This window comes from Mycobacterium colombiense CECT 3035 (assembly GCF_002105755.1).
Lineage (GTDB): Bacteria > Actinomycetota > Actinomycetes > Mycobacteriales > Mycobacteriaceae > Mycobacterium > Mycobacterium colombiense.
This window is the reverse complement of sequence record NZ_CP020821.1, coordinates 3086527-3110467: the sequence shown is the minus strand read 5'-3', so window position 1 is coordinate 3110467 and position 23941 is coordinate 3086527. Positions and strand designations below refer to the sequence as shown.

Here is a 23941-nt window from a genome sequence, read left to right as displayed (position 1 = left end):
CGTCAGACCAGGGCGGGGAGCTTGCCGGCCAGCCGCTCGACGTAGGCGGCCACCTCGTCCTCGGGCTTGTCCGGCAACCCGAACAGCACCTCGGTCACGCCGAGCTCGGCCCACTTGGCGAGCTTCTCGGGCACCGGCTTGAAGTCCAGCGCCACGATCTGCGGGGCGCCGTCGCGGCCCGCGGCCGCCCAGGTGTCCTGCAGCAGCTTCACCGGCTCGTCGATGTTGAAGTCGCGCGGGGTGGTGATCCAGCCGTCGGCGCTGCGCGCGATCCACTTGAAGTTCTTCTCGTTGCCCGCGGCGCCCACCAGCACCGGGATGTGTGACTGCACCGGCTTGGGCCAGGCCCAGCTGGGACCGAACTTCACGAATTCGCCGTCGTACTGGGCTTCCTCCTCGGTCCACAGCGCCCGCATCGCCTCGAGGTACTCGCGCAGCATGGTGCGGCGTCGGCCCGGTGGCACGTTGTGGTCGGCGAGTTCGTCGGTGTTCCAGCCGAACCCGACGCCCAGGCTCACCCGTCCGCCCGACAGGTGGTCAAGGGTGGCAATACTTTTCGCCAGGGTGATCGGGTCGTGCTCGACCGGCAGGGCCACCGCCGTCGACAGGCGCACCCGCGAGGTGACCGCGCACGCGGCACCCAGACTTACCCATGGGTCTAGTGTCCGCATGTAGCGATCGTCAGGCAGCGATTCGTCCCCCGTCGTGGGGTGAGCGGCCTCGCGCTTCACCGGAATGTGGGTGTGTTCTGGCACGTAGAAGGTAGTAAAGCCGTGGTCGTCGGCGAGCTTCGCGGCCTTCGCCGGGGAGATGCCACGATCGCTGGTAAAAAGCACAAGCCCGTAATCCATGCAGAGAATTAGAACGTGTTCTACCTCCGCTGGGCAAGCCGTTGTGACACGGACCGTCTCGCGAGGGACCCGCGGCGACGGCGCGGTGGCCCGCGCCGTCCAAGCCGGTGGCGGCGGCACGGTTTGCCGCACGTGCGCTAGCGTGGGTGATCGACCGCGTCGCTCGCGCAGCGAGGCGCCTGGAAGCACAGCGTTGCACTGCAACCGTGGCGACCGCTAGGCAGTTCAAGGCACTGGAAGCAACAGGAGGAGCCATGACCTACTCTCCCGGAAGCCCGGGCTATCCGCCGGCGCAACCCGGCGGCGGCTACGCGGGCGCCACACCGTCCTTCGCCAAGGACGACGACGGACCGAGCAAGCTGCCGTTCTACCTGAACATCGCGGTGGTCGTGCTGGGTCTGGCCGCGTACCTCCTGAACTTCGGACCCACCTTCACCATCGGCGCCGACCTCGGCCCGGGTATCGGTGGGCGCGCCGGCGACGCGGGCACCGCGGTGGTGGTCGCCGTGCTGGCCGCGCTGCTCGCCGGGCTCGGCCTGCTGCCGAAGACCAAGAACTACCCGGGCATCGTTGCGGTGATCGCGGTGCTGGGCGCGTTGCTGGCCATCACCGAGACGATCAACCTGCCCGCCGGTTTCGCGATCGGCTGGGCGATGTGGCCGCTGGTCGCGGCCGTCGTGCTGCAGGCGATCGCCGCGGTCGTCGTGGTCCTGCTGGAGTCCGGGGTGATCACCGCGCCGGCGCCGCGGCCCAAGTACGACCCCTACGCGCAGTACAACCAGTACGGCCAATACGGCCAGTACGGTCAGCAGCCCTACTACGGACAGCAGGCGGGCGGCCAGCAGCACGGCGGCCAGCAGCAGTCGCCGCAGGGATACGGGTCGCAGTACGGCGGTTATTCGCCCAGCGCGGCGCCCACCCAGAGCGGCGTTCCGACCGGCGGTTTCGGTGCGCAGCCGTCGCCGCAGTCGGGTTCCCAGCCGTCGGCGCAGCAGCAGGGCCCGTCGACGCCGCCCACCGGTTTCCCCAGCTTCAGCCCGCCGCCGAACGTCGGCGGAGGATCGGATGCCGGTTCGGCGACAGCGAATTTCTCCGAGCAGGGTGGGGGCCAGCAGTTCGGTCAGGAGCAGCAGTCGCCGTCGTCACCGTCTGGGCCAGCGCCCTCCTAACCGTGCGCTGTCGCGCCTAGTCGGGGACGTGCCCCAGAGTGACACGGGTGGAGGACAACCGGGCAGCGGGCGCGCGCCAGGCACGTGACCTAGTCAGGGTCGCGTTCGCGCCGGCGGTGGTGGCGTTGGTCATCATCGCCGCGGTCACGCTGATCCAGTTGTTGATCGCCAACAGCGACATGACCGGCGCGCTGGGCGCCATCGCCAGCATGTGGCTGGGGGTGCACCAGGTCCCGGTCTCGATCGGTGGCCGCGAACTCGGCGTGATGCCGCTGCTTCCGGTCCTCCTGATGATCTGGGCGACGGCGCGCAGCACGGCGCGCGCCACCACGCCCCACTCGTCGTGGCTGGTCGTCCGCTGGGTCGTAGCCTCGGCGCTCGGGGGCCCGCTGCTGATGGCGGCGATCGCCCTGGCGATCATCCACGACGCGTCGTCGGTCATCACCGAGCTGCAGACACCCAGCGCGCTGCGGGCGTTCCTCAGCGTGCTCGTCGTGCACGCCGCCGGCGCCGGGATCGGCGTGTGGTCCCGGGTGGGCCCACGGGCGCTGGCGGCGGCGTCGCTGCCGTTCTGGCTCGTCGACTCCGTGCGCGCCGCCTCCGCCGGCCTGCTGGCGTTGCTGGGGCTGTCCGGTCTGGTGGCGGCCGGGTCGCTGGTCGTGCACTGGTCGACGATGCAGGAGCTCTACGGCATCACCGATTCGATCTTCGGCGAATTCAGCCTCACCCTGCTGTCAATGCTGTACGCGCCCAACGTGATTGTGGGCACCGCGGCGATGGCCGTCGGGTCCAGCGCGCACATCGGGTTCGCGACCTTCAGCTCGTTCACCGTGTTCGGCGGCGACATCCCGGCCCTGCCGGTGCTGGCCGCGGTCCCCAGGCCGCCGTTAGGCCCGGTCTGGGTGGCGCTGCTGATCATCGGTGCAGCCTCCGGCGTGGCGGTCGGCCAGCAGTGCGCCCGGCGTGCGCTGCCCCTGCTCGCGGCCGCGGCCAAGCTGCTGGTCGCCGCGGTGGGCGGGGCGCTGGTGATGTCGTTGCTCGCCTACGCCGGCAGCGGCCAGCTGGGCAACTTCGGCCACGTCGGCGTGGACCAGGGCGCGTTGCTCGTCGGCGTCTTCTTCTGGTTCGCGGTCGTCGGCGGGATCACCGTCGTGATGACCGGCGGGATCATGCGTAGGCCCCGACGGATCAAGCCCAGGCCCGCGCCCGCCGCGGTCGAGGAACCCGCGGACTTCGCGGGCGTCTTCGACGACGATCGGCCGCCCGAGGACGCGGAGGAGGTGGACGCGATCCCGGCGGATTCGGTCGATGTACCTTCGGGCGGTGTGGGCGCTGTGCCTGCGGAGGATGCGGTCGCGCCTGGCGATCCCGCCGAACCCGACGCGCCGGCCGCTGCCGACGCGCCGCTTCCGACCGAACCGGAGCCGGGCGCGCCCGAGCGAGATCCCGGGGATTAGGCCTTTTGCCCGCCTCGTAGCGACACCGCGCTGAGTGCGCTGCGCCACCACGTGATTGTCGCTCGAAGGCGGGCAATTGCACTGCGGCCAGCCGCATCGTCGGGGCGATGACCGGCCAGCCTCATCGTCGGGGCGATGACGTCGCCAGTAGGCTCGCCGATGTGGTCGAACCGCTCCATGTGCCCCCGAACGCACCGGCACGGGTCGTGGTGCTGGCGTCGGGCACCGGGTCGCTGCTGAATTCACTGCTGGCGTCCGCCGTCGCCGACTACCCGGCCCGGGTGGTCGCCGTCGGAGCCGACCGCGACTGCCTGGCCACCGAGATCGCCGCGGCCGCCTCGGTGCCCGCGTTCACCGTCCGGCTCGGCGATCACCCGGACCGCGCCGAATGGGACGCGGCCATCACCGAGGCCACCGCCGCGCACTCGCCCGACCTGGTGGTCTCCGCCGGGTTCATGAAAATACTTGGGCCACAGTTCCTTTCGCGGTTCTACGGTCGGGTCATCAACACCCACCCGGCGCTGCTGCCGGCGTTCCCGGGCGCGCATGGAGTGGCCGACGCGTTGGCCTACGGCGTGAAGGTCACAGGCTGTACGGTGCACCTGGTGGACGCCGGGACGGACACCGGGCCGATTCTGGCGCAGGAATCCGTTCCGGTGCTCGACGGCGACACCGAAGAGACTCTGCACGAACGCATCAAAGTCACCGAACGGAAGCTCCTGGTGGACGTGGTGGCCGCGATCGCAACCGGCGGCCTGACGCTGGTCGGGAGAACAGCGACGATCGGACGAAAGGCGACCAACCGATGAGCACCGACGACTGGCGCGAAGACGCCAAACGGCCGATCCGGCGCGCCTTGATCAGCGTGTACGACAAGACCGGGCTGGTCGACCTCGCCCAGGGCCTGGCGGCCGCGGGCGTCGAGATCGTCTCGACCGGGTCGACCGCGAAGGTCATTGCGGACAAAGGCATTCCGGTGACCCGGGTCGAGGAGCTGACCGGTTTCCCCGAAGTGCTCGACGGTCGCGTCAAGACGCTGCACCCGCGCGTGCACGCGGGCCTGCTGGCGGACCTTCGCAAGCCCGAGCACGCGGCCGCACTCGAGGAACTCGGGATTGCGGGCTTCGAGCTCGTCGTCGTCAACCTGTATCCCTTCACCGAGACCGTCGACTCGGGAGCAAGCATCGACGAGTGCGTCGAACAGATCGACATCGGCGGTCCGTCGATGGTGCGGGCCGCCGCGAAGAACCACCCCAGCGTGGCGGTGATCACCGAACCCCAGGGTTACGACGGGGTGCTCGCCGCGGTGCGCGCCGGCGGCTTCACCCTCGCCGAGCGCAAAAAGCTGGCCTCGCTGGCGTTTCAGCACACCGCCGAGTACGACATCGCGGTGGCGAGCTGGATGGAGTCGACGCTGGCTCCCGAGCACCCGCCGACGACGTTCCCGAAGTGGCTGGGCCGCAGCTGGCGCCGCTCGGCGATGCTGCGCTACGGCGAGAACCCGCACCAGCAGGCGGCGCTGTACAGCGACCCGGGCGCGTGGCCGGGGCTGGCGCAGGCCGAGCAGCTGCACGGAAAAGAGATGTCCTACAACAACTTCACCGATGCGGACGCGGCCTGGCGGGCGGCCTTCGATCACGAGCAGACCTGTGTGGCAATCATCAAGCACGCCAACCCATGTGGCATCGCCATCTCGTCGGCATCGGTCGCGGACGCGCACCGCAAGGCGCACGAGTGCGATCCGCTGAGCGCGTTCGGCGGGGTCATCGCGGCCAACACCGAAGTCAGCCTGGAGATGGCCGAGTACGTCAGCACCATCTTCACCGAGGTCATCGTCGCGCCCGCCTACGAGCCGGCCGCGCTGGAGGTGCTGACGCGCAAAAAGAACATCCGGGTGCTGGTGGGTTCGGAGCCGCTGAGCGGTGGCACCGAGCTGCGGCCGATCAGCGGCGGCCTGCTGGTGCAGCAGCGCGACGAGCTCGACGCGCACGGCGACAACCCGGCGAACTGGACGCTGGCCACCGGCTCGCCCGCTGATCCGGCGACGCTGGCCGACCTCGTGTTCGCCTGGCGCGTCTGCCGCGCCGTGAAATCGAACGCGATCGTGATCGCCGGCGGCGGCGCCACCATCGGCGTCGGCATGGGTCAGGTGAACCGGGTCGACGCCGCGCGGCTGGCCGTCGAACGCGGCGGCGACCGGGTGCGCGGCGCGGTCGCGGCCTCGGACGCGTTCTTCCCGTTCCCTGACGGACTCGAGACGCTGACCGGCGCCGGAGTGAAGGCGATCGTGCACCCCGGCGGATCGGTGCGTGACGACGAGGTGACCGCCGCGGCGGCCAACGCCGGCATTTCGCTCTATCTCACCGGGGCGCGTCACTTCGCGCATTAGCCACCGTGCGCGGGCGGCGCTGGAGTCAATAAGCGTGTAGTGAACGCCCTTGGCATGACTCGTCTGAGCGCGCGTCGTAGCGTGGAGTGGTGACGTCACCGAGCAACCTGCCCCGCACAGTCGGCGAACTGCGTGCCGCCGGTCATCGTGAACGGGGAGTCAAGCAGGAAATACGCGAAAATCTGCTCGCACGCCTCGCCGAAGGCGGAGATGGTGAAGCCATCTGGCCGGGCATTCTGGGATTCGACGACACCGTCTTGCCCCAGCTGGAGCGGGCGCTGATCGCGGGCCACGACTTCGTTCTGCTCGGTGAACGCGGTCAGGGCAAGACCCGGCTGCTTCGCGCGCTGACCGGATTGCTCGACGAGTGGACGCCGGTGATCGCCGGGGCCGAGCTGGGTGAGCACCCCTTCTCGCCGATCACGCCGGAGTCCATCCGCAAGGCCGCCACCCTGGGCGACGACCTGCCGGTCGAATGGAAGCACCGCAGCGAGCGCTACACGGAGAAGCTCGCCACCCCGGACACCAGCGTCGCCGACCTGGTCGGCGACATCGACCCGATCAAGGTCGCCGAGGGCCGCAGCCTGGGAGACCCGGAGACCATCGCCTACGGCCTGATCCCGCGCGCGCACCGTGGCATCGTCGCGGTCAACGAACTGCCGGACCTCGCCGAGCGCATCCAGGTGTCGATGCTCAACGTGATGGAGGAGCGCGACATCCAGGTCCGCGGTTATACCTTGCGCCTGCCGCTGGACGTGTTGGTGGTCGCCAGCGCCAACCCCGAGGATTACACCAACCGGGGCCGCATCATCACCCCGCTCAAGGACCGTTTCGGCGCGGAGATCCGGACCCACTACCCGCTGGAGCTGGAGGCCGAAGTCGGCGTGATCGCGCAGGAGGCGCACCTGTCGTCGCAGGTTCCCGACTACCTGATGCAGGTCATCGCCCGGTTCGCCCGTTACCTGCGGGAGTCCAACTCCGTCGATCAACGCTCCGGGGTGTCGGCGCGGTTCGCCATCGCCGCCGCCGAGACCGTCGCCGCCGCCGCGCGGCATCGCGGTGCGGTGCTGGGGGAAACGGATCCGGTGGCCCGGGTGGTCGACCTGGGCACGGTGATCGATGTGCTGCGCGGCAAGCTGGAATTCGAGTCCGGCGAGGAGGGCCGCGAACAGGCCGTGCTCGAACACCTGCTGCGCCGGGCGACGGCGGACACCGCGTCGCGGGTGCTGGGCGGCATCGACGTCGGCTCCCTGGTGGCCGCGGTCGAGGGCGGTTCGGCGGTGACGACGGGCGAGCGGGTGTCGGCCAAGGACGTGCTGGCCGCCGTCCCGAACCTGCCCGTGGTGGACAAGATCGCGGCCAAGCTCGGCGCGCAGTCGGAAGGCGAACGCGCCGCGGCGCTGGAGCTGGCGCTCGAGGCCCTGTATCTGGCCAAGCGCATCGACAAGGTATCCGGGGAGGGTCAAACCGTCTATGGCTAAAGGGCATTCCTCGCGCTACTCGGCGTACACCGGCGGGCCCGACCCGCTGGCCCCGCCGGTGGATCTGCGCGAGGCGCTCGAACAGATCGGCCAGGATGTCATGGCCGGCACGTCGCCGCGCCGTGCGCTGTCCGAGCTGCTGCGCCGCGGCACCAAGAACATGCCCGGTGCCGACCGGCTGGCCGCCGAGGCCAACCGGCGCCGACGCGATTTGTTGCGGCGCAACAACTTAGACGGAACCCTGCAGGAGATCAAGAAACTCCTGGACGAGGCCGTGCTGGCCGAGCGCAAGGAGCTGGCCCGCGCGCTCGACGACGACGCCCGGTTCGGCGAGCTGCAACTGGATGCGCTGCCGTCGTCGCCGGCCAAGGCCGTGCAGGAGCTCTCCGACTACAACTGGCGCAGCGGCGAGGCGCGCCAAAAGTACGATCAGATCAAGGATCTGCTCGGCCGCGAGATGCTCGACCAACGCTTCGCGGGCATGAAGCAGGCGCTGGAAGGCGCCACCGACGAGGATCGCCAGCGGGTCAACGAGATGCTCAACGACCTCAACGACCTGCTGGACAAGCACGCCCGCGGCGAGGACACCCAGCAAGACTTCGAAAACTTCATGGACTCCCACGGCGAGTTCTTCCCGGAGAACCCGCAAAACGTCGATGAGTTGCTGGACTCGCTGGCCAAGCGCGCCGCCGCCGCGCAGCGTTTCCGCAACAGCCTGAGCGCCGAGCAACGCGCAGAGCTGGATGCCTTGGCGCAGCAGGCTTTTGGTTCGCCCTCGCTGATGCAGGCGCTGAACCGGCTCGATGCCCACCTGCAGGCGGCGCGGCCGGGGGAGGACTGGGGCGGGTCCGAGCAGTTCTCCGGTGACAACCCGTTCGGGATGGGGGAGGGCACCCAGGCGCTGTCCGACATCGCCGAGCTGGAGCAACTGGCCGAGCAACTCTCGCAGAGCTATCCGGGCGCGACGATGGACGACGTCGACCTGGACGCGCTGGCGCGCCAGCTCGGTGACGAGGCCGCCGTCGACGCCCGCACGCTCGCCGAATTGGAACGGGCGCTGGTCAATCAGGGCTTCTTGGACCGCGGCTCCGACGGCCAGTGGCGGCTGTCTCCGAAGGCCATGCGTCGACTCGGTGAGACGGCGCTACGCGATGTGGCGCAACAACTTTCCGGTCGCCGGGGAGAGCGCGACCATCGGCGCGCGGGAGCGGCCGGCGAACTCACCGGCGCCACCCGGCCCTGGCAGTTCGGCGACACCGAGCCGTGGAACATCTCCCGTACGTTGACCAATGCCGTTCTGCGGCAAGCGGGAACCGCCACCCTGGACGGACCGGACGGCCGGCTGAAGATCACCGTCGATGACGTCGAGGTATCCGAAACCGAGACGCGGACGCAGGCGGCGGTCGCACTGCTGGTCGATACCTCGTTCTCCATGGTGATGGAGAACCGCTGGCTGCCGATGAAGCAGACGGCCCTGGCGCTCAACCACCTGGTGTGCACCCGTTTCCGCTCGGATGCCTTGCAGATCATCGCTTTTGGCCGATACGCGCGGACGGTGACCGCCGCCGAGCTCACCGGCCTCGAAGGCGTCTACGAGCAGGGCACCAACCTGCATCACGCGCTGGCGCTGGCCGGCCGCCATCTGCGCCGGCACCCCAACGCGCAGCCCGTAGTGCTGGTGGTGACCGACGGTGAGCCGACCGCGCACCTGGAGGACTTCGACGGCGACGGCACGACCGTCTTCTTCGACTACCCGCCGCATCCGCGGACCATCGCCCACACCGTGCGCGGCTTCGACGAGATGGCGCGCCTGGGCGCGCAGATCACCATTTTCCGGCTGGGCAGCGACCCCGGTCTGGCCCGGTTCATCGACCAGGTCGCCCGGCGCGTCGAGGGACGGGTCGTGGTGCCCGATCTGGACGGCCTGGGAGCGGCCGTGGTCGGCGACTACCTGCGGTCCCGGCGTCGCTGACCGCCGCATAGGCCACCCGCTCAGGGGATAGGTGCGCTTCGGACTGGGTACAGGCACTTGGAGAAGGAGGAGACGGATGAGCCAGGTTCCAACGATCGAACTCAATGACGGTGGCAGCATCCCGCAGCTGGGTTTCGGGGTGTTCCAGATCAAGCCCGACGAGACCGCGGCCGCGGTGAAGAAGGCGCTCGAGATCGGATACCGCCACATCGATACGGCCGAAATGTACGGCAACGAAAGGCAAGTCGCACAGGGCATTCGTGACGCGGGTCTCGACCGCGGCGATGTCTTCGTCACCAGCAAGCTCAACAACGGGTTTCACAAGCCTGACGATGCGCGCCGCGCCTTCGACGAGACGCTGAAGAAGCTGGATTCCGACTACGTCGATTTGTTCCTGATCCACTGGCCGCTGCCCACCCTCTACGACGGCGACTTCGTCTCGACGTGGAAGGTGTTCGAGGAGTTCGCGCGCGACGGGCGGGCTCGCAGCATCGGCGTCTCGAATTTCCAAGTCGCACACCTGGAGCGGCTCGCCAACGAAACCGGCACCGTGCCGTCGGTGAACCAGATCGAACTTCATCCGTACTTCGGGAACAAAGAGGTCAGGGCCTACGGACGCGAGCACGGCATCGCCACCGAGGCGTGGGCGCCCATCGCCCAGGGCAAGGTGCTCGGTGATCCGGTGATCAACCGCGTCGCCGAGGCCCGCGGCAAGTCGGCGGCCCAGGTGGTGTTGCGCTGGCACATTCAGCGCGGCGACATCGTCTTCCCCAAGTCCGTCACACCGGCCCGGGTCAAGGAAAACTTCGAGCTGTTCGACTTCGAGTTGGACGACTCCGATATGGAGGCGATCACAGCGCTGGACAAGGGTGAGTCGGGACGCAACGGCCCCAACCCCGACACGTTCGATTACGTGCCCGACTGACGGCCGCTAGCCGCGTGGCCGGCGGGCCTTGCGGATGATGCCGACCCCGCCCCACAGCGAGAAGCCGCGAATGTGGACGGTCGGCGCCCCGGGCGTGCCCTTTCCGTGGACGTCGCGGTCGAAGTTGCCCATCACGCCGCGGCCGTGCACCTCGACGTTGACCTCGGGCGGCAGCAAAATGTTTTGCACCCCCATGATCGACATCGCATGGATGTCGACCTCGGTCGAGGTGAAGTCGGCGTAGCGCAGATCGACCACCCCGCTGCCCCACAGGGTGAAGGTGGTGAGTTTCTTCGGAACGTTCCATCGACCGCGGCGCTCGAAGCCGCTCATCAATGCCAGCAGGAGCGTCGACGGCGCCGGATTGGGCTTGCCGCCACGGCGGGGGCTGATCGGCGTTCCCGGCAGATCGGCCCGCAGCTGATCCAGTTCCTCGTACGTCGTCGCCGCGTAAGCCCTGGTCAGGCGGTCTTCGTAGTCGTTGAGCTGCAGGCGGCCCTGCTCGGCCGCATACGCGAGCAACTGCGCAATCTGGATGCGGTCAGTATCAGCTGCGCGCGACGGCTCGCCGCGCGTGTCCTCCGCATCCCGTTGCGTTGAGTTGCTCATCACCCACGAGCCTACGACGTCTAGGTTTTGCTGCAAGAGGATTGGCTAAACTGCAACCTTGCGACGCCCCGCGCCGCGCCGCCGGCCGTCTGGCCGAGCCCATTGTTTGACATCTGGCTAACTTCTCGGCTGGCTAACTCGTCCAGTTCGGCGGTCGCTTCTCCAGGAACGCCAGCATGCCTTCGCGCGCTTCGTCGGACACGAAAAGCCGGGCCGATTCCTCGGCGAGCCGCTCGGCGTCGCGGTCGAACCCGTCCAGCACCGCGGCCGTGGTCAGTGCTTTGGAGGCCGCCAGGCCCTGCGGCGAACCACGGCCGATGTCGGAGACCAGGTTGTCGACCGCGGCGTCGACGTCGTCGGCGGCCTCGGTGATCAATCCGATCTCGGCCGCCCGGCCGGCGTCGAACGTTTCGCCGGACAGGTAGTAGCGCGCCGCGGCCCGCGCTGACAGTTTCGGCAGCAGCGTCAGCGAGATGATCGCCGGGGCGACGCCGATGCGGGCCTCGGTGAGCGCGAACGTGCTACGCGGGCCGGCGATGGCGATATCGCAGGCACCCACCAGACCGAATCCGCCGGCGCGGACGTGCCCATCGATCGCGGCGATCACCGGCAGCGGCGAGGAGACGATGGCCCGCATCACGGCGGCCATCTCCCGGGCCCGCTCGACGGCCATCTGGAAGGGATCGCCGTTGCCGGCCTCGCTCAAATCCGCACCGGCACAAAAGGTGCCGCCGGTGTGGCCCAGCACCACCACCCGCACCGCCGGATCCGCGGAAGCGTCGCGCAGGCCCTGATGCAGTTGGTTGACGAGCGTGGTGGACAGGGCGTTGCGGTTGTGCGGCGAATTCAGCGTCAGCCGCGCGTACGGGCCGCCCGTGTCGGCGGGCCCGGCGTATTCGACCAGCCTTGTCATGAGAAAGACCCAGCCATCAGTAACTGCGCGGGAGGCCCAGCGATGTCTGCGCGACGAAGTTGAGCACCATCTCACGGCTGACCGGAGCGATGCGGCCCAGCCGGGCCGAGGTGAGCATCGCGGCCACGCCATACTCCTTCGTCAGCCCGTTGCCGCCCATCGACTGCACCGCCTGGTCCACCGACCGCGTCGCCGCCTCGGCCGCAGCGTATTTCGCCATGTTCGCGGCCTCGGCCGCGCCCATGTCGTTGCCAGAGTCGTACAGGCTGGCGGCCTTCTGCATCATCAGCTTGGCCAGTTCGACCTCGATGTGGCACTGCGCCAACGGGTGTGACAGGCCCTGGTGCGCGCCGATGGGCGTGCCCCACACCTGACGGGTCTTGACGTAGTCGGCGGCCTTGTTGAGGGCGAACCGTCCCATCCCGACGGAGCTCGCCGCGCCCATGATGCGTTCGGGGTTGAGCCCGGCGAAAAGCTGTGCGATGGCGGCGTCTTCGGCGCCGACCAGCGCGTCGCTGGGCAGGCGAACGTCGTCGAGGAAGACCTGGAACTGGCGTTCGGGGCTGATCAGCTCCATTTCGATTGGCGTGTAGGTGAATCCGGGGGCATCGGTGGGCACCACGAACAGCGCGGGGCGCAACTTGCCGGTCTTGGCCTCTTCGGTGCGGGCCACCACCAGGACCGCCTGCGCCTGGTCGATGCCGGAGATGTAAACCTTCTGGCCCTTGAGGATCCAGTCGCTGCCGTCACGTCGCGCGGTGGTGGTGATCTTGTGCGAGTTGGAGCCGGCGTCGGGCTCGGTGATCGCGAACGCCATCGTCAGCGTGCCATCGGCGATGCCGGGGATCCAGCGCTTCTTCTGCTCCTCGGTGCCGAACTTGCTGATGATGGTGCCGTTGATGGCGGGCGAGACCACCATCAGCAGCAGCGCGCTACCGGCGGCCGCCATCTCCTCCATGACCAGCGACAGCTCATACATTCCCGCGCCGCCGCCGCCATACTCCTCGGGCAGGTTCACCCCGAGGAAGCCGAGTTTACCGGCCTCGGACCACAATTCGTCGGTGTGCTCGTGGGCGCGGGCCTTGCGCAGGTAGTACTCGCTGCCGTAGTTGGCGGCCCACGCCGCCACCGATTTGCGCAGGGCCTGACGCTCCTCGCTCTCGATGAAGCTGGTGTCGGTCATGCTTGATCCCCTTCTGATTGCGGCGCTTCCACTCTTGCCAGCACGGCGCCGACTTCGACTTGCTGACCGGTCTTGACGTTGAGTTCAACGAGTACCCCGTCGACCGGGGCGGCGATGGTGTGTTCCATCTTCATGGCTTCCAGCCAGATCAGCGGCTGACCCGCGGTGACGGTGTCGCCGATCGCGGCGCCGAGCCGAATGACGCTGCCGGGCATGGGCGCCACCAGCGAGCCCTTTTCGACGGTCGAACCGGGCTCGGGAAAACGCGGCAGCGCGATCAGGTGCACGGACCCGCGTGCGGAATCGACGTAGACGTCGGAATCGTAGCGCCGCACCGAGAAGCCGTGGTCGACCCCGTCGGCCCGCAGTACGACGTCATCGGCCGTGGCCGACACCAGCTGCACCGAGGGGTCGTCGGGGAGCGCCAATCCGGTTCTGGTGAACCGGTATTGAACCCTATGTTGGTCGCCCTGGTCGTCGAGATAGTCCTTGGCCTGGTGACCCGAAGCCAGGTTGCGCCAGCCGCTGGGAACGGCGGCCAGCACCGGGGCGAGGGCGCGGTTGTGCGCGGCGTCGGCGAGCGCGGCGGCGATGGCGGACAGCCGGAGCACCGCGGCGTCGCCGAGGGGCGCCGCCAGCCGCGCGAGGTCGTGGGTGTCGAAAAACGCGGTGTCGGTGGCACCGTCGAGGAACGCCGGATGCCGCAGCACGTTCACCAGCAGATCGCGGTTGGTGCGCACCCCGTGCACGCGGGCGCGGGCCAGCGCGTCGGCGAGGACCAGCGTCGCCTGGCGGCGCGTCGGGGCGTAGGAGATGACCTTGGCCAGCATCGGGTCGTAGTGGATCGAGACGGTGAACCCGTCGACGATGCCGGAATCCAGCCGGATCCCGGTCCGGTGGCCCAGCGAGCCGAACTCCGCGCGGACCGACGGCACCTCGAACGCGCGCACCAGGCCCGCCTGTGGCTGCCAATTGCGGGCGGGATCCTCGGCGTAGAGCCGGGCCTCGATCGAATGTCCTTGGGGGACCGGCGGTTCCGCGGCCAGGCGCTGGCCGTCGGCGACGGAGAGCTGCAGTTCGACGAGGTCGAGCCCGGTGGTTTCCTCGGTGACCGGGTGTTCGACCTGCAGCCGGGTGTTCATCTCCAGGAAGTAGAACTCGCCGGCGTCGTCGGCCAGGAACTCCACCGTCCCGGCTCCGGTGTAGCCGATGGCTTCGGCGGCCAGCCGCGCCGCGTCGAACAGCTTGGCGCGCATGCCGGGTGTGCGCTCGACCAGCGGCGAGGGCGCTTCCTCGATGATCTTCTGGTGGCGGCGCTGAATCGAGCATTCGCGTTCGCCGACCGCCCAGACGGTGCCATGGGTGTCGGCCATGACCTGAACCTCGATGTGATGCCCGGTCGGCAGGTAGCGCTCGCAGAACACGGTCGGATCACCGAACGCGGACTGCGCCTCGCGGCTCGCCGCGGCGACTTCACCTGCGAGGGAAGATAATTCGCGAACGACACGCATGCCGCGGCCACCTCCTCCGGCGGAGGCCTTGACCAGCACCGGCAGCTGCGCCTCGGTGACCGTCTCCGGGTCGAGCTCGTCGAGCACCGGCACCCCGGCGGCGGCCATCAGCTTCTTGGACTCGATCTTGGAGCCCATCGCACGCACCGCATCCACCGGCGGGCCCACCCACGTCAGGCCGGCGTCGGCGACGGCGGCGGCGAATTCGGCGTTCTCCGAGAGGAACCCGTAGCCGGGGTGGATCGCATCGGCGCCCGCGGCGCGGGCCGCAGAGACGATGGCCGCGGCGTTGAGGTAGTCGTTGGTCTTGTCCAGCCGCACGCGGGCGTCGGCCTCGGCGACGTGCGGCGCGCCGGCGTCGGGGTCGGTGTAGACGGCGACGGTGCCCAGGCCGAGCCGACGGCAGGTGGCGAATACCCGCCGGGCGATCTCGCCCCGGTTGGCGACAAGGACTCGTGTGATCATGGGGCTCACATCCGGAAGACGCCGAAGTTCGACGTCCCCTTAATCGGGCCATTGGCGATGGCGGACAGACACATTCCCAATACGGTGCGGGTATCGCGCGGGTCGATCACGCCGTCGTCGTAGAGCATCCCGGACAGCACCAGCGGCAGCGACTCGGCTTCGATCTGGCCTTCGACCGCGGCCCGCATGGCCGCGTCGGCCTCCTCGTCGACCTGCTGGCCGCGGGCCTCCGCGGCGGCGCGGGCGACGATCGAGAGCACGCCCGACAACTGGGCGCCACCCATCACCGCGGACTTGGCGGTCGGCCACGCGAAGAGGAACCGCGGGTCGTAGGCGCGGCCGCACATGCCGTAGTGGCCCGCGCCGTAGGACGCGCCGATCAGCAGCGAGATGTGCGGGACGGTCGAATTGGACACGGCGTTGATCATCATCGAGCCGTGCTTGATCATCCCGCCCTCTTCGTAGTCCTTGCCCACCATGTAGCCGGTGGTGTTGTGCAGGAACAACAGTGGCGTATCCGAGCGGTTGGCCAGCTGGATGAACTGGGTGGCCTTCTGGGACTCCTCGCTGAACAGCACGCCGCGCGCGTTGGCCAGGATGCCGATCGGGTAACCGTGCAACCGGGCCCAGCCGGTCACCAGCGACGACCCGTACAGCGGCTTGAATTCGTCGAATTCGGAGCCGTCGACGATGCGGGCGATCACTTCCCGGGGATCGAACGGGATGCGCAGATCCGCGGGCACGATGCCGATGAGTTCCTCGGTGTCGAACAGCGGCTCGGTGACCGGTTTGGGCTTCGGCCCCTGCTTGGCCCAGTTCAACCGGGCCACCACGCGGCGGCCGATCCGGATCGCGTCGAGTTCGTCGACGGCGAAGTAGTCGGCCAAACCCGAGACCCGGGCGTGCATTTCGGCGCCGCCGAGCGATTCGTCGTCGGATTCCTCACCGGTGGCCATCTTGACCAGCGGGGGACCGGCGAGGAAGACCTTGGAGCGCTCCTTGATCATCACCACGTGGTCGGACATGCCCGGGACGTAGGCGCCGCCCGCGGTCGAGTTGCCGAACACCAATGCGATGGTGGGGATCCCGGCCGCCGACAGCCGGGTCAGGTCGCGGAACATCCGCCCGCCGGGAATGAAGATCTCCTTCTGGGTGGGCAGGTCCGCGCCGCCGGATTCCACCAGGGAGACGACCGGTAGCCGGTTCTCGAAGGCGATCTGGTTGGCCCGCAGGATCTTCTTCAGGGTCCACGGGTTGCTGGTGCCGCCTTTGACCGTCGGGTCGTTGGCGACGATCATGCACTCGACGCCTTCGACCACGCCGATGCCGGTGACCGTGCTCGCGCCGACCTTGAAGGCGCTGCCCCAGGCCGCCAGCGGGCTCAGCTCCAGGAACGGCGAGTCCGCGTCGACGAGCAATTCGATGCGTTCGCGCGCCGTGAGCTTGCCGCGTTCATGGTGGCGCTCAACGTATTTGGTCCCACCGCCGGCCAGCGCGTTGGCCAGCTCGGTGTCGATCTCCTCGAGTTTCGTGATCGCCGCCGCCGCCGCGTCGGCGAAGACGGGGGCCTCGCGGTCGAGGGTGGACTGCAGCTTGGTCATTTGGCGCCGCTCCTCCTCATCGCTGCGCTCTGCATCGTCGCCGGCGCAGTCATGATTGGAATCCCAGCAGTTTGGCGGACAGTGCGGTGAGGATTTCGGTGGTCCCGCCGCCGATGCCCAGGATTCTCATGTCCCGGTACTGGCGCTCGACCTCGGATTCGGCCATGTAGCCCATCCCGCCGAACAGCTGAACGGCTTGGTTGGCCACCCATTCGCCGGCCTCGACGGCGGTGTTCTTGGCGAAACACACCTGCGGAATCAGGTTCGTCTCGCCGGCGAGTTGCCGCTCGACCACGCTGCGCGAATAGACCCGGGCGACGTCGATGCGGCGCGCCATCTCGGCCAAGGTGTTCTGCACCGACTGCCGCGATATCAATGGGCGGCCGAACGTTTCGCGGTCGCGACACCATTGCACCGTCAAATCCAGGCATCGCTGCGCGCTCGAATAGGCCTGTGCGGCAAGGCCAATCCGCTCGGAGACGAAGGCCTGCGCGATCTGGGCGAAGCCGCTGTTCTCGGCGCCGACCAGGTTGGCCACCGGCACGCGAACGTCGGTATAGGACAGCTCGGCGGTGTCCGAGGACCGCCAGCCCATCTTGTCCAGCTTGCGAGTCACCTCGAAGCCCGGTGTGCCCTTCTCGACCAGCAGCAGCGAAACCCCGCCTGCGCCTGCGCCTCCGGTGCGCACCGCGGTGACGACGTAGTCGGCGCGGACCCCGGAGGTGATGTAGGTCTTGGCTCCGTTGACGACGTAATGATGACCGTCGCGCACCGCGCTGGTCCGCAGATGCCCGACGTCGGAACCGCCACCGGGTTCCGTGATGGCCAGCGAACCGATCATCTCGCCGGCCAGCGTCGGGCGGACGAACTCGTCGATCAGCCGCTGATCGCCCGAGGCGATCATGTGCGGTACCGCGATGCCGCAGGTGAACAGCGACGCGAACACCCCGCCCGGCGCTCCGGCCTGGTGCATCTCCTCGCAGATGATCACCGCGTCGGCGCCGTCGCCGCCACCGCCGCCGACCGATTCGGGGAAGCCCGCCCCCAGCAGGCCCGCCACCCCGGCGCTGCGATGCAGTTCGCGCGGCAGGTCGCCGGTGCGCTCCCACTCGTCGACGTGCGGCAGGATCTCGCGTTCGGCGAAGGAGCGCACCGTCTTTCGCAACTGTTCGCGCTCGGGCGTGGTCCAAAGATTCACAGCAGACTCTCCGGGATGTCGAGGTAGCGGCCGCGGAGCCATTCGCCCAGCCCCTTGGCCTGGGGATCGAATCGGGCTTGGTAGGCGACGCCCTGGCCGAGGATGCCGTCGATGACGAAGTTGACCGCCCGCAGGTTCGGCAGCAGGTGGCGGGTGACGTCGAAGTCCGCCGCCTCGGGCAGCAGCTCTTTGAGCAGTTCGACGGTCAAGGTGTGGGCCAGCCAGCGCCATTGCTCGTCGGTGCGCACCCAGACCCCGACGTTCGCGGAGCCGCCCTTGTCGCCGCTGCGCGCCCCGGCGATGCGACCCAGCGGTGCCCGCCGGGTCGGGCCGGCGGGCAGCGGTTCGGGCAGCGGTGCCGCGGCGGCCGGGGCTAACTCCAAAGTCTCTGTGGCGCAGGGAATGTCAACACGGGACCCGTCGGCGTGCAGCGCGACGTGCGGTACCTGATCGGCGGCGACGTATCCCGGGGTGAACACACCGTAGACCTGGCCGTCACCAGGCGGGGCCGTCACGTGGAAGCCCGGATAGCTGGCCAACGCTAATTCGACTGCGGCCGAAGAGAAGTGGCGTCCCACGTTCGCGGGGTCGGGGTCACGCACCACACAGTGCAGCAGGGCGCTGGCGGCCTCTTCGGTGTCGGCGTCGGGGTGGTCGGTGCGGGCCAGCGACCACTGCAGTTCGGCGGGCTTCACCGTCAGCGCGGCGTCGAGTTGCCGGCGTATCAGGTCGGCCTTGGCCTCGATGTCCAGTCCTGTCAGCACGAAGGTCATCGAGTTGCGGAACCCGCCGATGCTGTTCATCGACACCTTGTAGGTGGGCGGCGGGGCTTCGCCGCGCACCCCGTTGATGCGCACCCGGTCGGGGCCGTCGGACGACAACTCGACGCTGTCCATCCGCGCGGTGACGTCGGGGTTGGCGTAGCGCGCCCCGGTGATCTCGTAGAGCAGTTGCGCGGTGACGGTGTCGACGCTGACCAGGCCGCCGGTGCCCGGGTGTTTGGTGATCACCGAGGATCCGTCGGCGCTGACCTCGGCCAGGGGGAAGCCGGCGTGGGTGAGATCGGCGATCTCGGTGAAGAACGAGTAGTTGCCGCCGGTGGCCTGCACCCCGCACTCGATGACGTGGCCGGCGACCACGGCGCCGGCGAGCCGGTCGTAGTCGGTGCGGTCCCAGTTGAAGTGGGCGGCGGCCGCCCCGACGATCACCGAGGCGTCGGTGACGCGGCCGGTGACGACCACGTCGGCGCCGTCGTCGAGGCAGTCGACGATCCCCCAGGCGCCCAGGTATGCGTTCGCGGTCAGCGGGCTGCCCAGGCCGAGTTCGGCGGCGCGCGGCAACAGGTCATCGCCCTCCACGTGGGCGATCCGGGCGTCGATGCCCAGCCGCTCGGCCAGCGCGCGTATCGCATCGGCCAGACCGGCCGGGTTGAGGCCGCCGGCGTTGGCGACGATGCGGACGCCGCGGTCGCGGGCCTCGCCCAGGCAGTCCTCGAGCTGGGTCAGAAAGGTCTTCGCGTAGCCGCGCTCCGGGTGCTTCATCCGATCGCGGCCCAGGATCAGCATCGTGAGTTCGGCCAGGTAATCGCCGGTGAGGTAGTCGACATCACCGCCGGTGAGCATCTCGCGCATGGCCGACAGCCGGTCGCCGTAGAACCCCGAACAGTTCGCGATCCGGACGGCGCCGGAGCTGCCCAAGGCGCCGGAAGCGCCGGAAGCAGAGGCCATGCCTGTCCTCCATTCGGGGATTCACCGGTTCGGACCAACCAACCAACCGGTAGGTTAGCGGGTACCGTCGGTGCCACGTCAAGGATCCCACTTCGGAGCGGGGTGTCCGCGGCGCGTGCGGGGGGCCGGCGATCGAGCGCGGGCGTCCATTTTGGCGACAAGCGGACCAGCGACTATCCTGATGTGCGATCGTCGCCCGTTCGGCCCACCGGCCACGTAGCGCGGCATGCACGTCGAATTATCGAAGCAACACGAGGAGTCAGGCCCGACCATGGCCGTACCCAAGCGCAGAATGTCGCGCGCGAACACCCGTAGCCGGCGCGCGCAGTGGAAGGCCGAGAAGACCGAACTCGTCGGTGTGACGGTCGCAGGTCAGCGGCACAAAGTGCCCCGGCGGCTGCTCAAGGCGGCCCGCCTCGGTCTGATCGACCTCGACCGCCGCTGACCCGATGGCGGCGGCCCGCTGCGCCCGGCTTCGCCGCGCTTGCGACCGCCGCTGACCCGATGGCGGCGGCCCGCTGCGCTCGCCGCTGACCACCGCACGGCGCGCCTCTCAGGCCAGTCTCAGGCGATGAGACGAAACTAGGGGCCGTGCGAATACTGGTCGTCGACGACGATCGCGCGGTGCGCGAGTCGCTGCGTCGGTCGTTGTCCTTCAATGGCTACTCGGTTGAGTTGGCCCATGACGGGGTCGAAGCCCTCGAACTGATCGCGAGCGATCGTCCGGACGCGCTCGTCCTGGATGTGATGATGCCGCGCCTGGACGGCCTCGAGGTGTGCCGTCAGCTCCGCAGCACCGGTGACGATCTGCCCATCCTGGTGCTGACCGCGCGCGATTCGGTGTCGGAGCGGGTCGCCGGCCTGGACGCCGGCGCCGACGACTACCTGCCGAAGCCGTTCGCCCTGGAAGAACTGCTGGCCCGGATGCGCGCGCTGTTGCGCCGCACCAAGCCGGAGGACGAGGACGCCGACTCGGTGGCGATGACGTTCTCCGACCTGACGCTGGACCCGGTCACCCGCGAGGTCACCCGCGGACAGCGCAGGATCAGCCTGACCCGCACCGAATTCGCGCTGCTGGAAATGCTGATCGCCAATCCGCGCCGGGTGCTCACCCGCAGCCGCATCCTCGAGGAGGTCTGGGGCTTCGACTTCCCCACCTCGGGCAACGCGCTGGAGGTCTACGTGGGCTATCTGCGGCGCAAGACCGAAGCCGACGGGGAGCCGCGGCTGATCCACACCGTGCGCGGTGTGGGTTACGTCCTTCGGGAGACGCCCCCGTGACGATGCGGGTCCCTGGATGATCCGGTTCCCCCGGCCCCAACGCCCACCGCTGCGCCCGCCGTTGCGCGCGACGCCCTCGTTGTCGTTGCGATGGCGGGTGATGCTGCTGGCCATGTCGATGGTGGCCATGGTCGTCGTGCTGATGGCCTTCGCCGTCTACGCCGTGATCTCGGCCGCGCTGTACAGCGACATCGACAACCAGCTGCAAAGCCGGGCGCAACTGCTGATCGCCAGCGGATCACTGGCCGCCGACCCCGGCAAAGCCATCGAGGGCACCGCCTATTCGGACGTCAACGCGATGCTGGTGAACCCGGGCCACGCGATCTACACCGCCCAGCAGCCGGGTCAGACCTTGCCGGTCGGCGCACCGGAAAAGGCGGTCATCCACGGTGATCTGTTCATGTCGCGGCGCACGGCCGGCGATCAGCGGATCCTCGCGGTGCACCTGCAGAACGGCACCTCGTTGCTGATCTCCAAGAGCCTCAAGCCGACCGAGGCGGTGATGAACCGGCTGCGCTGGGTGCTGCTGATCGTCGGCGGGGTTGGTGTCGCGGTGGCCGCGGTGGCGGGGGCATGGTCACCCGGGCCGGGCTGCGACCGGTGGCCCGGCTGACCGAGGCGGCCGAGCGGGTGGCGCGCACCGATGACCTGAGGCCCATCCCCGTGTTCGGTAGCGACGAATTGGCAAGGCTCACCGAGTCGTTCAACCTGATGCTGCGCGCGCTCGCCGAGTCCCGGGAGCGGCAGGCGCGGCTGGTCACCGACGCCGGGCATGAACTGCGCACCCCGCTGACGTCGCTGCGGACCAATGTCGAGCTGCTGATGGCCGCGATGGAACCGGGGGCGCCGCGCCTGCCCGAGCAGGAGATGGTGGACCTGCGCACCGATGTGATCGCGCAGATCGAGGAATTGTCAACGCTGGTCGGCGATTTGGTGGACCTCACCCGGGATGACGCCGGCCAGGTGGTGCATGAGCCCGTCGACATGTCCGAGGTCGTCGATCGCAGTCTGGAGCGAGTCAGGCGGCGGCGCAACGACATTCACTTCGATGTCGACGTGACGCCGTGGCAGATGCACGGCGACGCCGCCGGGCTGTCGCGCGCGGTGCTGAACCTGCTGGACAACGCCGCCAAGTGGAGCCCGCCCGGTGGCCACGTCGGTGTCACGATGCGTCAGCTCGATCCGTCGCACGCGGAGCTGGTGATCGCCGACCACGGGCCCGGGATCCCGCCCCAGGAGCGCCGCCTGGTGTTCGAGCGGTTCTACCGCTCGACGACGGCCCGCGCGATGCCGGGCTCCGGACTCGGGCTGGCCATCGTCAAAAAGGTCGTGCTCAACCACGGGGGGCTGCTGCGCGTCGAGGACACCGTTCCGGGCGGCCAGCCCCCGGGCACATCCTTTTATGTGCTGCTGCCCGGCCGGCCCCTGCCCGCGTCGACGTACGCCACGGCCGCGGCCGACTCGGAAACCGACCAGGTAGACGCGCCTACCGGCCCCACCCAAACGGTGGCCGGGGACGAGGCGAACTCTCGGGAATCGGCGAACGTTATCTCAGTGGACTCTCAGTCCGCGCGGGCAAGGTAGGTCTGCGGCTACTGTTGAACCCAGCCGTCGACTTGCCGAAACACTGAGATAGAGGAAGAGCGACTTAGCGACATGACGAATGACCCGAGGTATTCGCCACCGCCGCAGCAGCCGGGATACCCACCCCCGCCGAATCAGCCTGCGCACGTCCCGAGCCACGCGGGGTCTTCCGGCTACGCCCCGGGGCAACAGCAGCCGTACAACCAGCAATACGACTGGCGCTATCGGTCGCAGCCCTCGCAGCCGTCGTCGTCGCCGACGACGCAGTTCCGTCCGCCCTACGAGCCCTTCAGCACCACCGGACCGGGTCGGATCCCGGGGGGAACCGGCGCGGGCCCGATCCCGGGAGGCGCCGGCACGGGTCCGATGCCCGGCATGCTGCCCGGAATGCCAGTCCCGCCCGAACCCCAAAAGCGTTCTCGCACTGGCCTTTTGGTTGTTGGTGCATTGGCCATCGCGGTGGTGTCGGCCGGTATCGGCGGTGCCGCGGCGACGGCCGTCGAGCTGGGCACGCACGCCACCGGCAACGGCGGCGGACGGGTCATCGGGGCGGCGCCCAGCGTCCCGGCGGCGAACATGCCGCCCGGCAGCGTCGAGGGGGTCGCCTCCAAGGTGGTGCCCAGCGTCGTGATGCTCGAGACCGACATCGGGCGCCAGTCCGAAGAGGGCTCCGGCATCGTCCTGTCCACCGACGGACTCATCCTGACGAACAACCACGTGATCGCCGCCGCGGCGGGGCCGCCCAAGGGCCCCGGCGGCCCTTCGGGAGCTCCGCCCGCGGCTCCCGTGCCCCCCGGCATCCCGGGTGGTCCGGGCGGCGCCGGTGCCGGCTCACCAACGCCCAAGACGACGGTGACGTTCTCTGACGGTCGCACCGCACCGTTCACGGTGGTCGGCGCGGACCCCACCAGCGACATCGCCGTGATTCGGGTGCAGGGCATGTCCGGGCTCACGCCCATCTCGCTGGGCTCCTCGTCGGACCTTCGGGTCGGCCAGCCGGTCGTCGCGATCGGGTCGCCGCTGGGTCTGTCGGGCACGGTGACCACGGGCATCGTCAGCGCGTTGAACCGGCCGGTGTCCACCACCGGTGAGTCGGGCAACCAGAACACCGTCCTGGACGCGATCCAGACCGACGCCGCGATCAACCCCGGTAACTCCGGTGGTGCGCTGGTCAACATGAGCGGCCAGCTGGTGGGCGTCAACTCGGCCATCGCCACGTTGGGCGGCGACTCGCCGGATGCCCAGAGCGGCTCGATCGGCCTGGGCTTCGCGATTCCGGTCGACCAGGCCAAGCGCATCGCCGACGAGCTGATCGCCACCGGCAAGGCGTCCCACGCCTCGCTCGGCGTGCAGGTGACCAACGACAAGGGCACCCCCGGCGCCAAGGTCGTCGACGTCGTCGCGGGCGGTGCGGCGGCATCGGCCGGCGTGCCCAAGAACGTGGTCGTCACCAAGGTCGACGACCGGCCGATCAACAGCGCCGACGCGCTCGTCGCTGCGGTGCGGTCCAAGGCGCCGGGCGACAAGATTTCGCTGACGTTCCAGGATCCCGCTGGTGGCGGCAGCCGGACGTTGCCGGTCACCCTCGGGAAGGCGGATCAGTAGTGAAGGTGGACGAACCCTCG

General features: G+C 69.1%; 18 protein-coding genes and 1 pseudogene. 11 read left to right on the top strand and 8 right to left on the bottom strand.

Going from position 1 to position 23941, the window contains the following annotated elements; all coding sequences use genetic code 11:
- Nucleotides 1-2 precede the first annotated feature (2 nt).
- Nucleotides 3-851, bottom strand: a complete 849-nt coding sequence (locus tag B9D87_RS14195; RefSeq protein WP_007776994.1) for an LLM class F420-dependent oxidoreductase — start codon at nt 849-851, stop codon at nt 3-5.
- A 254-nt stretch (nt 852-1105) separates the two neighbouring features.
- Between B9D87_RS14195 and B9D87_RS14190 the strand changes: the two genes are divergently transcribed.
- The 7 genes from B9D87_RS14190 (at nt 1106) to B9D87_RS14160 (ending at nt 10244) form a co-directional block, all read left to right on the top strand.
- Nucleotides 1106-2020: a DUF5336 domain-containing protein gene (locus B9D87_RS14190; protein ID WP_007776992.1), complete on the top strand. Its 915-nt coding sequence runs from the start codon at nt 1106-1108 to the stop codon at nt 2018-2020.
- 47 nt (nt 2021-2067) lie between these two features.
- Entirely contained in the window at nt 2068-3477 is a 1410-nt protein-coding gene (locus B9D87_RS14185; RefSeq protein ID WP_007776991.1) for a cell division protein PerM, read from the top strand.
- A 161-nt stretch (nt 3478-3638) separates the two neighbouring features.
- Nucleotides 3639-4286: a phosphoribosylglycinamide formyltransferase gene (gene purN, locus B9D87_RS14180; protein ID WP_007776989.1), complete on the top strand. Its 648-nt coding sequence runs from the start codon at nt 3639-3641 to the stop codon at nt 4284-4286.
- Nucleotides 4283-5866: a bifunctional phosphoribosylaminoimidazolecarboxamide formyltransferase/IMP cyclohydrolase gene (gene purH, locus B9D87_RS14175; RefSeq protein WP_007776987.1), complete on the top strand. Its 1584-nt coding sequence runs from the start codon at nt 4283-4285 to the stop codon at nt 5864-5866. Before purN ends, purH begins: the two co-directional genes overlap by 4 nt.
- An 86-nt stretch (nt 5867-5952) precedes the next feature.
- Nucleotides 5953-7347 carry a sigma 54-interacting transcriptional regulator gene (locus tag B9D87_RS14170; RefSeq protein WP_040631975.1) on the top strand — a complete coding sequence of 465 codons (1395 nt, stop codon included), beginning with the start codon at nt 5953-5955 and terminating at the stop codon, nt 7345-7347.
- The gene (locus tag B9D87_RS14165) at nt 7340-9319 is read left to right on the top strand and encodes a vWA domain-containing protein (protein WP_007776983.1); all 1980 of its coding nucleotides are present in this window, start codon (nt 7340-7342) and stop codon (nt 9317-9319) included. Before B9D87_RS14170 ends, B9D87_RS14165 begins: the two co-directional genes overlap by 8 nt.
- Nucleotides 9320-9395: 76 nt before the next feature.
- A complete protein-coding gene (locus tag B9D87_RS14160; protein ID WP_007776979.1) occupies nt 9396-10244 on the top strand; it encodes an aldo/keto reductase in 849 nt (282 codons plus the stop codon).
- Between the two features lie 6 nt (nt 10245-10250).
- On the opposite strand, the gene B9D87_RS14155 is transcribed toward B9D87_RS14160, so the two are convergent.
- The 7 genes from B9D87_RS14155 to B9D87_RS14125 all read right to left on the bottom strand — a co-directional run bounded on the left by B9D87_RS14155 (nt 10251) and on the right by B9D87_RS14125 (nt 19451).
- Nucleotides 10251-10853: a DUF1707 SHOCT-like domain-containing protein gene (locus B9D87_RS14155; RefSeq protein ID WP_007776976.1), complete on the bottom strand. Its 603-nt coding sequence runs from the start codon at nt 10851-10853 to the stop codon at nt 10251-10253.
- Nucleotides 10854-10986: 133 nt separating this feature from the next.
- Nucleotides 10987-11766: an enoyl-CoA hydratase family protein gene (locus B9D87_RS14150; RefSeq protein WP_007776974.1), complete on the bottom strand. Its 780-nt coding sequence runs from the start codon at nt 11764-11766 to the stop codon at nt 10987-10989.
- Nucleotides 11767-11782: 16 nt separating this feature from the next.
- Nucleotides 11783-12949: an acyl-CoA dehydrogenase family protein gene (locus B9D87_RS14145; RefSeq protein WP_007776970.1), complete on the bottom strand. Its 1167-nt coding sequence runs from the start codon at nt 12947-12949 to the stop codon at nt 11783-11785.
- Complete coding sequence (locus B9D87_RS14140; RefSeq protein ID WP_007776966.1) at nt 12946-14925, bottom strand: acetyl/propionyl/methylcrotonyl-CoA carboxylase subunit alpha; 1980 nt, start codon at nt 14923-14925, stop codon at nt 12946-12948. Before B9D87_RS14140 ends, B9D87_RS14145 begins: the two co-directional genes overlap by 4 nt.
- A 5-nt stretch (nt 14926-14930) precedes the next feature.
- Entirely contained in the window at nt 14931-16526 is a 1596-nt protein-coding gene (locus B9D87_RS14135; RefSeq protein WP_007776964.1) for an acyl-CoA carboxylase subunit beta, read from the bottom strand.
- Between the two features lie 49 nt (nt 16527-16575).
- Nucleotides 16576-17724: an acyl-CoA dehydrogenase family protein gene (locus B9D87_RS14130; RefSeq protein ID WP_007776961.1), complete on the bottom strand. Its 1149-nt coding sequence runs from the start codon at nt 17722-17724 to the stop codon at nt 16576-16578.
- Nucleotides 17721-19451, bottom strand: a complete 1731-nt coding sequence (locus B9D87_RS14125; RefSeq protein WP_007776959.1) for an acyclic terpene utilization AtuA family protein — start codon at nt 19449-19451, stop codon at nt 17721-17723. Before B9D87_RS14125 ends, B9D87_RS14130 begins: the two co-directional genes overlap by 4 nt.
- A gap of 271 nt (nt 19452-19722) precedes the next feature.
- On the opposite strand from B9D87_RS14125, the gene rpmF reads away from it, so the two are divergent.
- The 4 genes and pseudogenes from rpmF to B9D87_RS14100 all read left to right on the top strand — a co-directional run bounded on the left by rpmF (nt 19723) and on the right by B9D87_RS14100 (nt 23921).
- Nucleotides 19723-19896, top strand: a complete 174-nt coding sequence (rpmF, locus tag B9D87_RS14120) for a 50S ribosomal protein L32 (RefSeq protein WP_003872812.1) — start codon at nt 19723-19725, stop codon at nt 19894-19896.
- A 146-nt stretch (nt 19897-20042) separates the two neighbouring features.
- Nucleotides 20043-20732, top strand: a complete 690-nt coding sequence (gene mprA, locus B9D87_RS14115; RefSeq protein ID WP_007776944.1) for a two-component system response regulator MprA — start codon at nt 20043-20045, stop codon at nt 20730-20732.
- 16 nt (nt 20733-20748) lie between these two features.
- Nucleotides 20749-22316: pseudogene (locus B9D87_RS14110) on the top strand (HAMP domain-containing sensor histidine kinase).
- 72 nt (nt 22317-22388) lie between these two features.
- Nucleotides 22389-23921 (top strand): S1C family serine protease, encoded by a 1533-nt coding sequence (locus B9D87_RS14100; protein WP_040631972.1) that lies wholly within the window; start codon nt 22389-22391, stop codon nt 23919-23921.
- Nucleotides 23922-23941: the final 20 nt, after the last annotated feature.

Coding starts and splice junctions, on each gene's coding strand:
- B9D87_RS14195 (WP_007776994.1), bottom strand. CDS start 851: ATGGATTACGGGCTTGTGCTTTTTACCAGCGATCGTGGCATCTCCCCG.
- B9D87_RS14190 (WP_007776992.1), top strand. CDS start 1,106: ATGACCTACTCTCCCGGAAGCCCGGGCTATCCGCCGGCGCAACCCGGC.
- purH (WP_007776987.1), top strand. CDS start 4,283: ATGAGCACCGACGACTGGCGCGAAGACGCCAAACGGCCGATCCGGCGC.
- B9D87_RS14165 (WP_007776983.1), top strand. CDS start 7,340: ATGGCTAAAGGGCATTCCTCGCGCTACTCGGCGTACACCGGCGGGCCC.
- B9D87_RS14160 (WP_007776979.1), top strand. CDS start 9,396: ATGAGCCAGGTTCCAACGATCGAACTCAATGACGGTGGCAGCATCCCG.
- B9D87_RS14155 (WP_007776976.1), bottom strand. CDS start 10,853: ATGAGCAACTCAACGCAACGGGATGCGGAGGACACGCGCGGCGAGCCG.
- B9D87_RS14150 (WP_007776974.1), bottom strand. CDS start 11,766: ATGACAAGGCTGGTCGAATACGCCGGGCCCGCCGACACGGGCGGCCCG.
- B9D87_RS14145 (WP_007776970.1), bottom strand. CDS start 12,949: ATGACCGACACCAGCTTCATCGAGAGCGAGGAGCGTCAGGCCCTGCGC.
- B9D87_RS14140 (WP_007776966.1), bottom strand. CDS start 14,925: ATGATCACACGAGTCCTTGTCGCCAACCGGGGCGAGATCGCCCGGCGG.
- B9D87_RS14135 (WP_007776964.1), bottom strand. CDS start 16,526: ATGACCAAGCTGCAGTCCACCCTCGACCGCGAGGCCCCCGTCTTCGCC.
- B9D87_RS14125 (WP_007776959.1), bottom strand. CDS start 19,451: ATGGCCTCTGCTTCCGGCGCTTCCGGCGCCTTGGGCAGCTCCGGCGCC.
- rpmF (WP_003872812.1), top strand. CDS start 19,723: ATGGCCGTACCCAAGCGCAGAATGTCGCGCGCGAACACCCGTAGCCGG.
- B9D87_RS14100 (WP_040631972.1), top strand. CDS start 22,389: ATGACGAATGACCCGAGGTATTCGCCACCGCCGCAGCAGCCGGGATAC.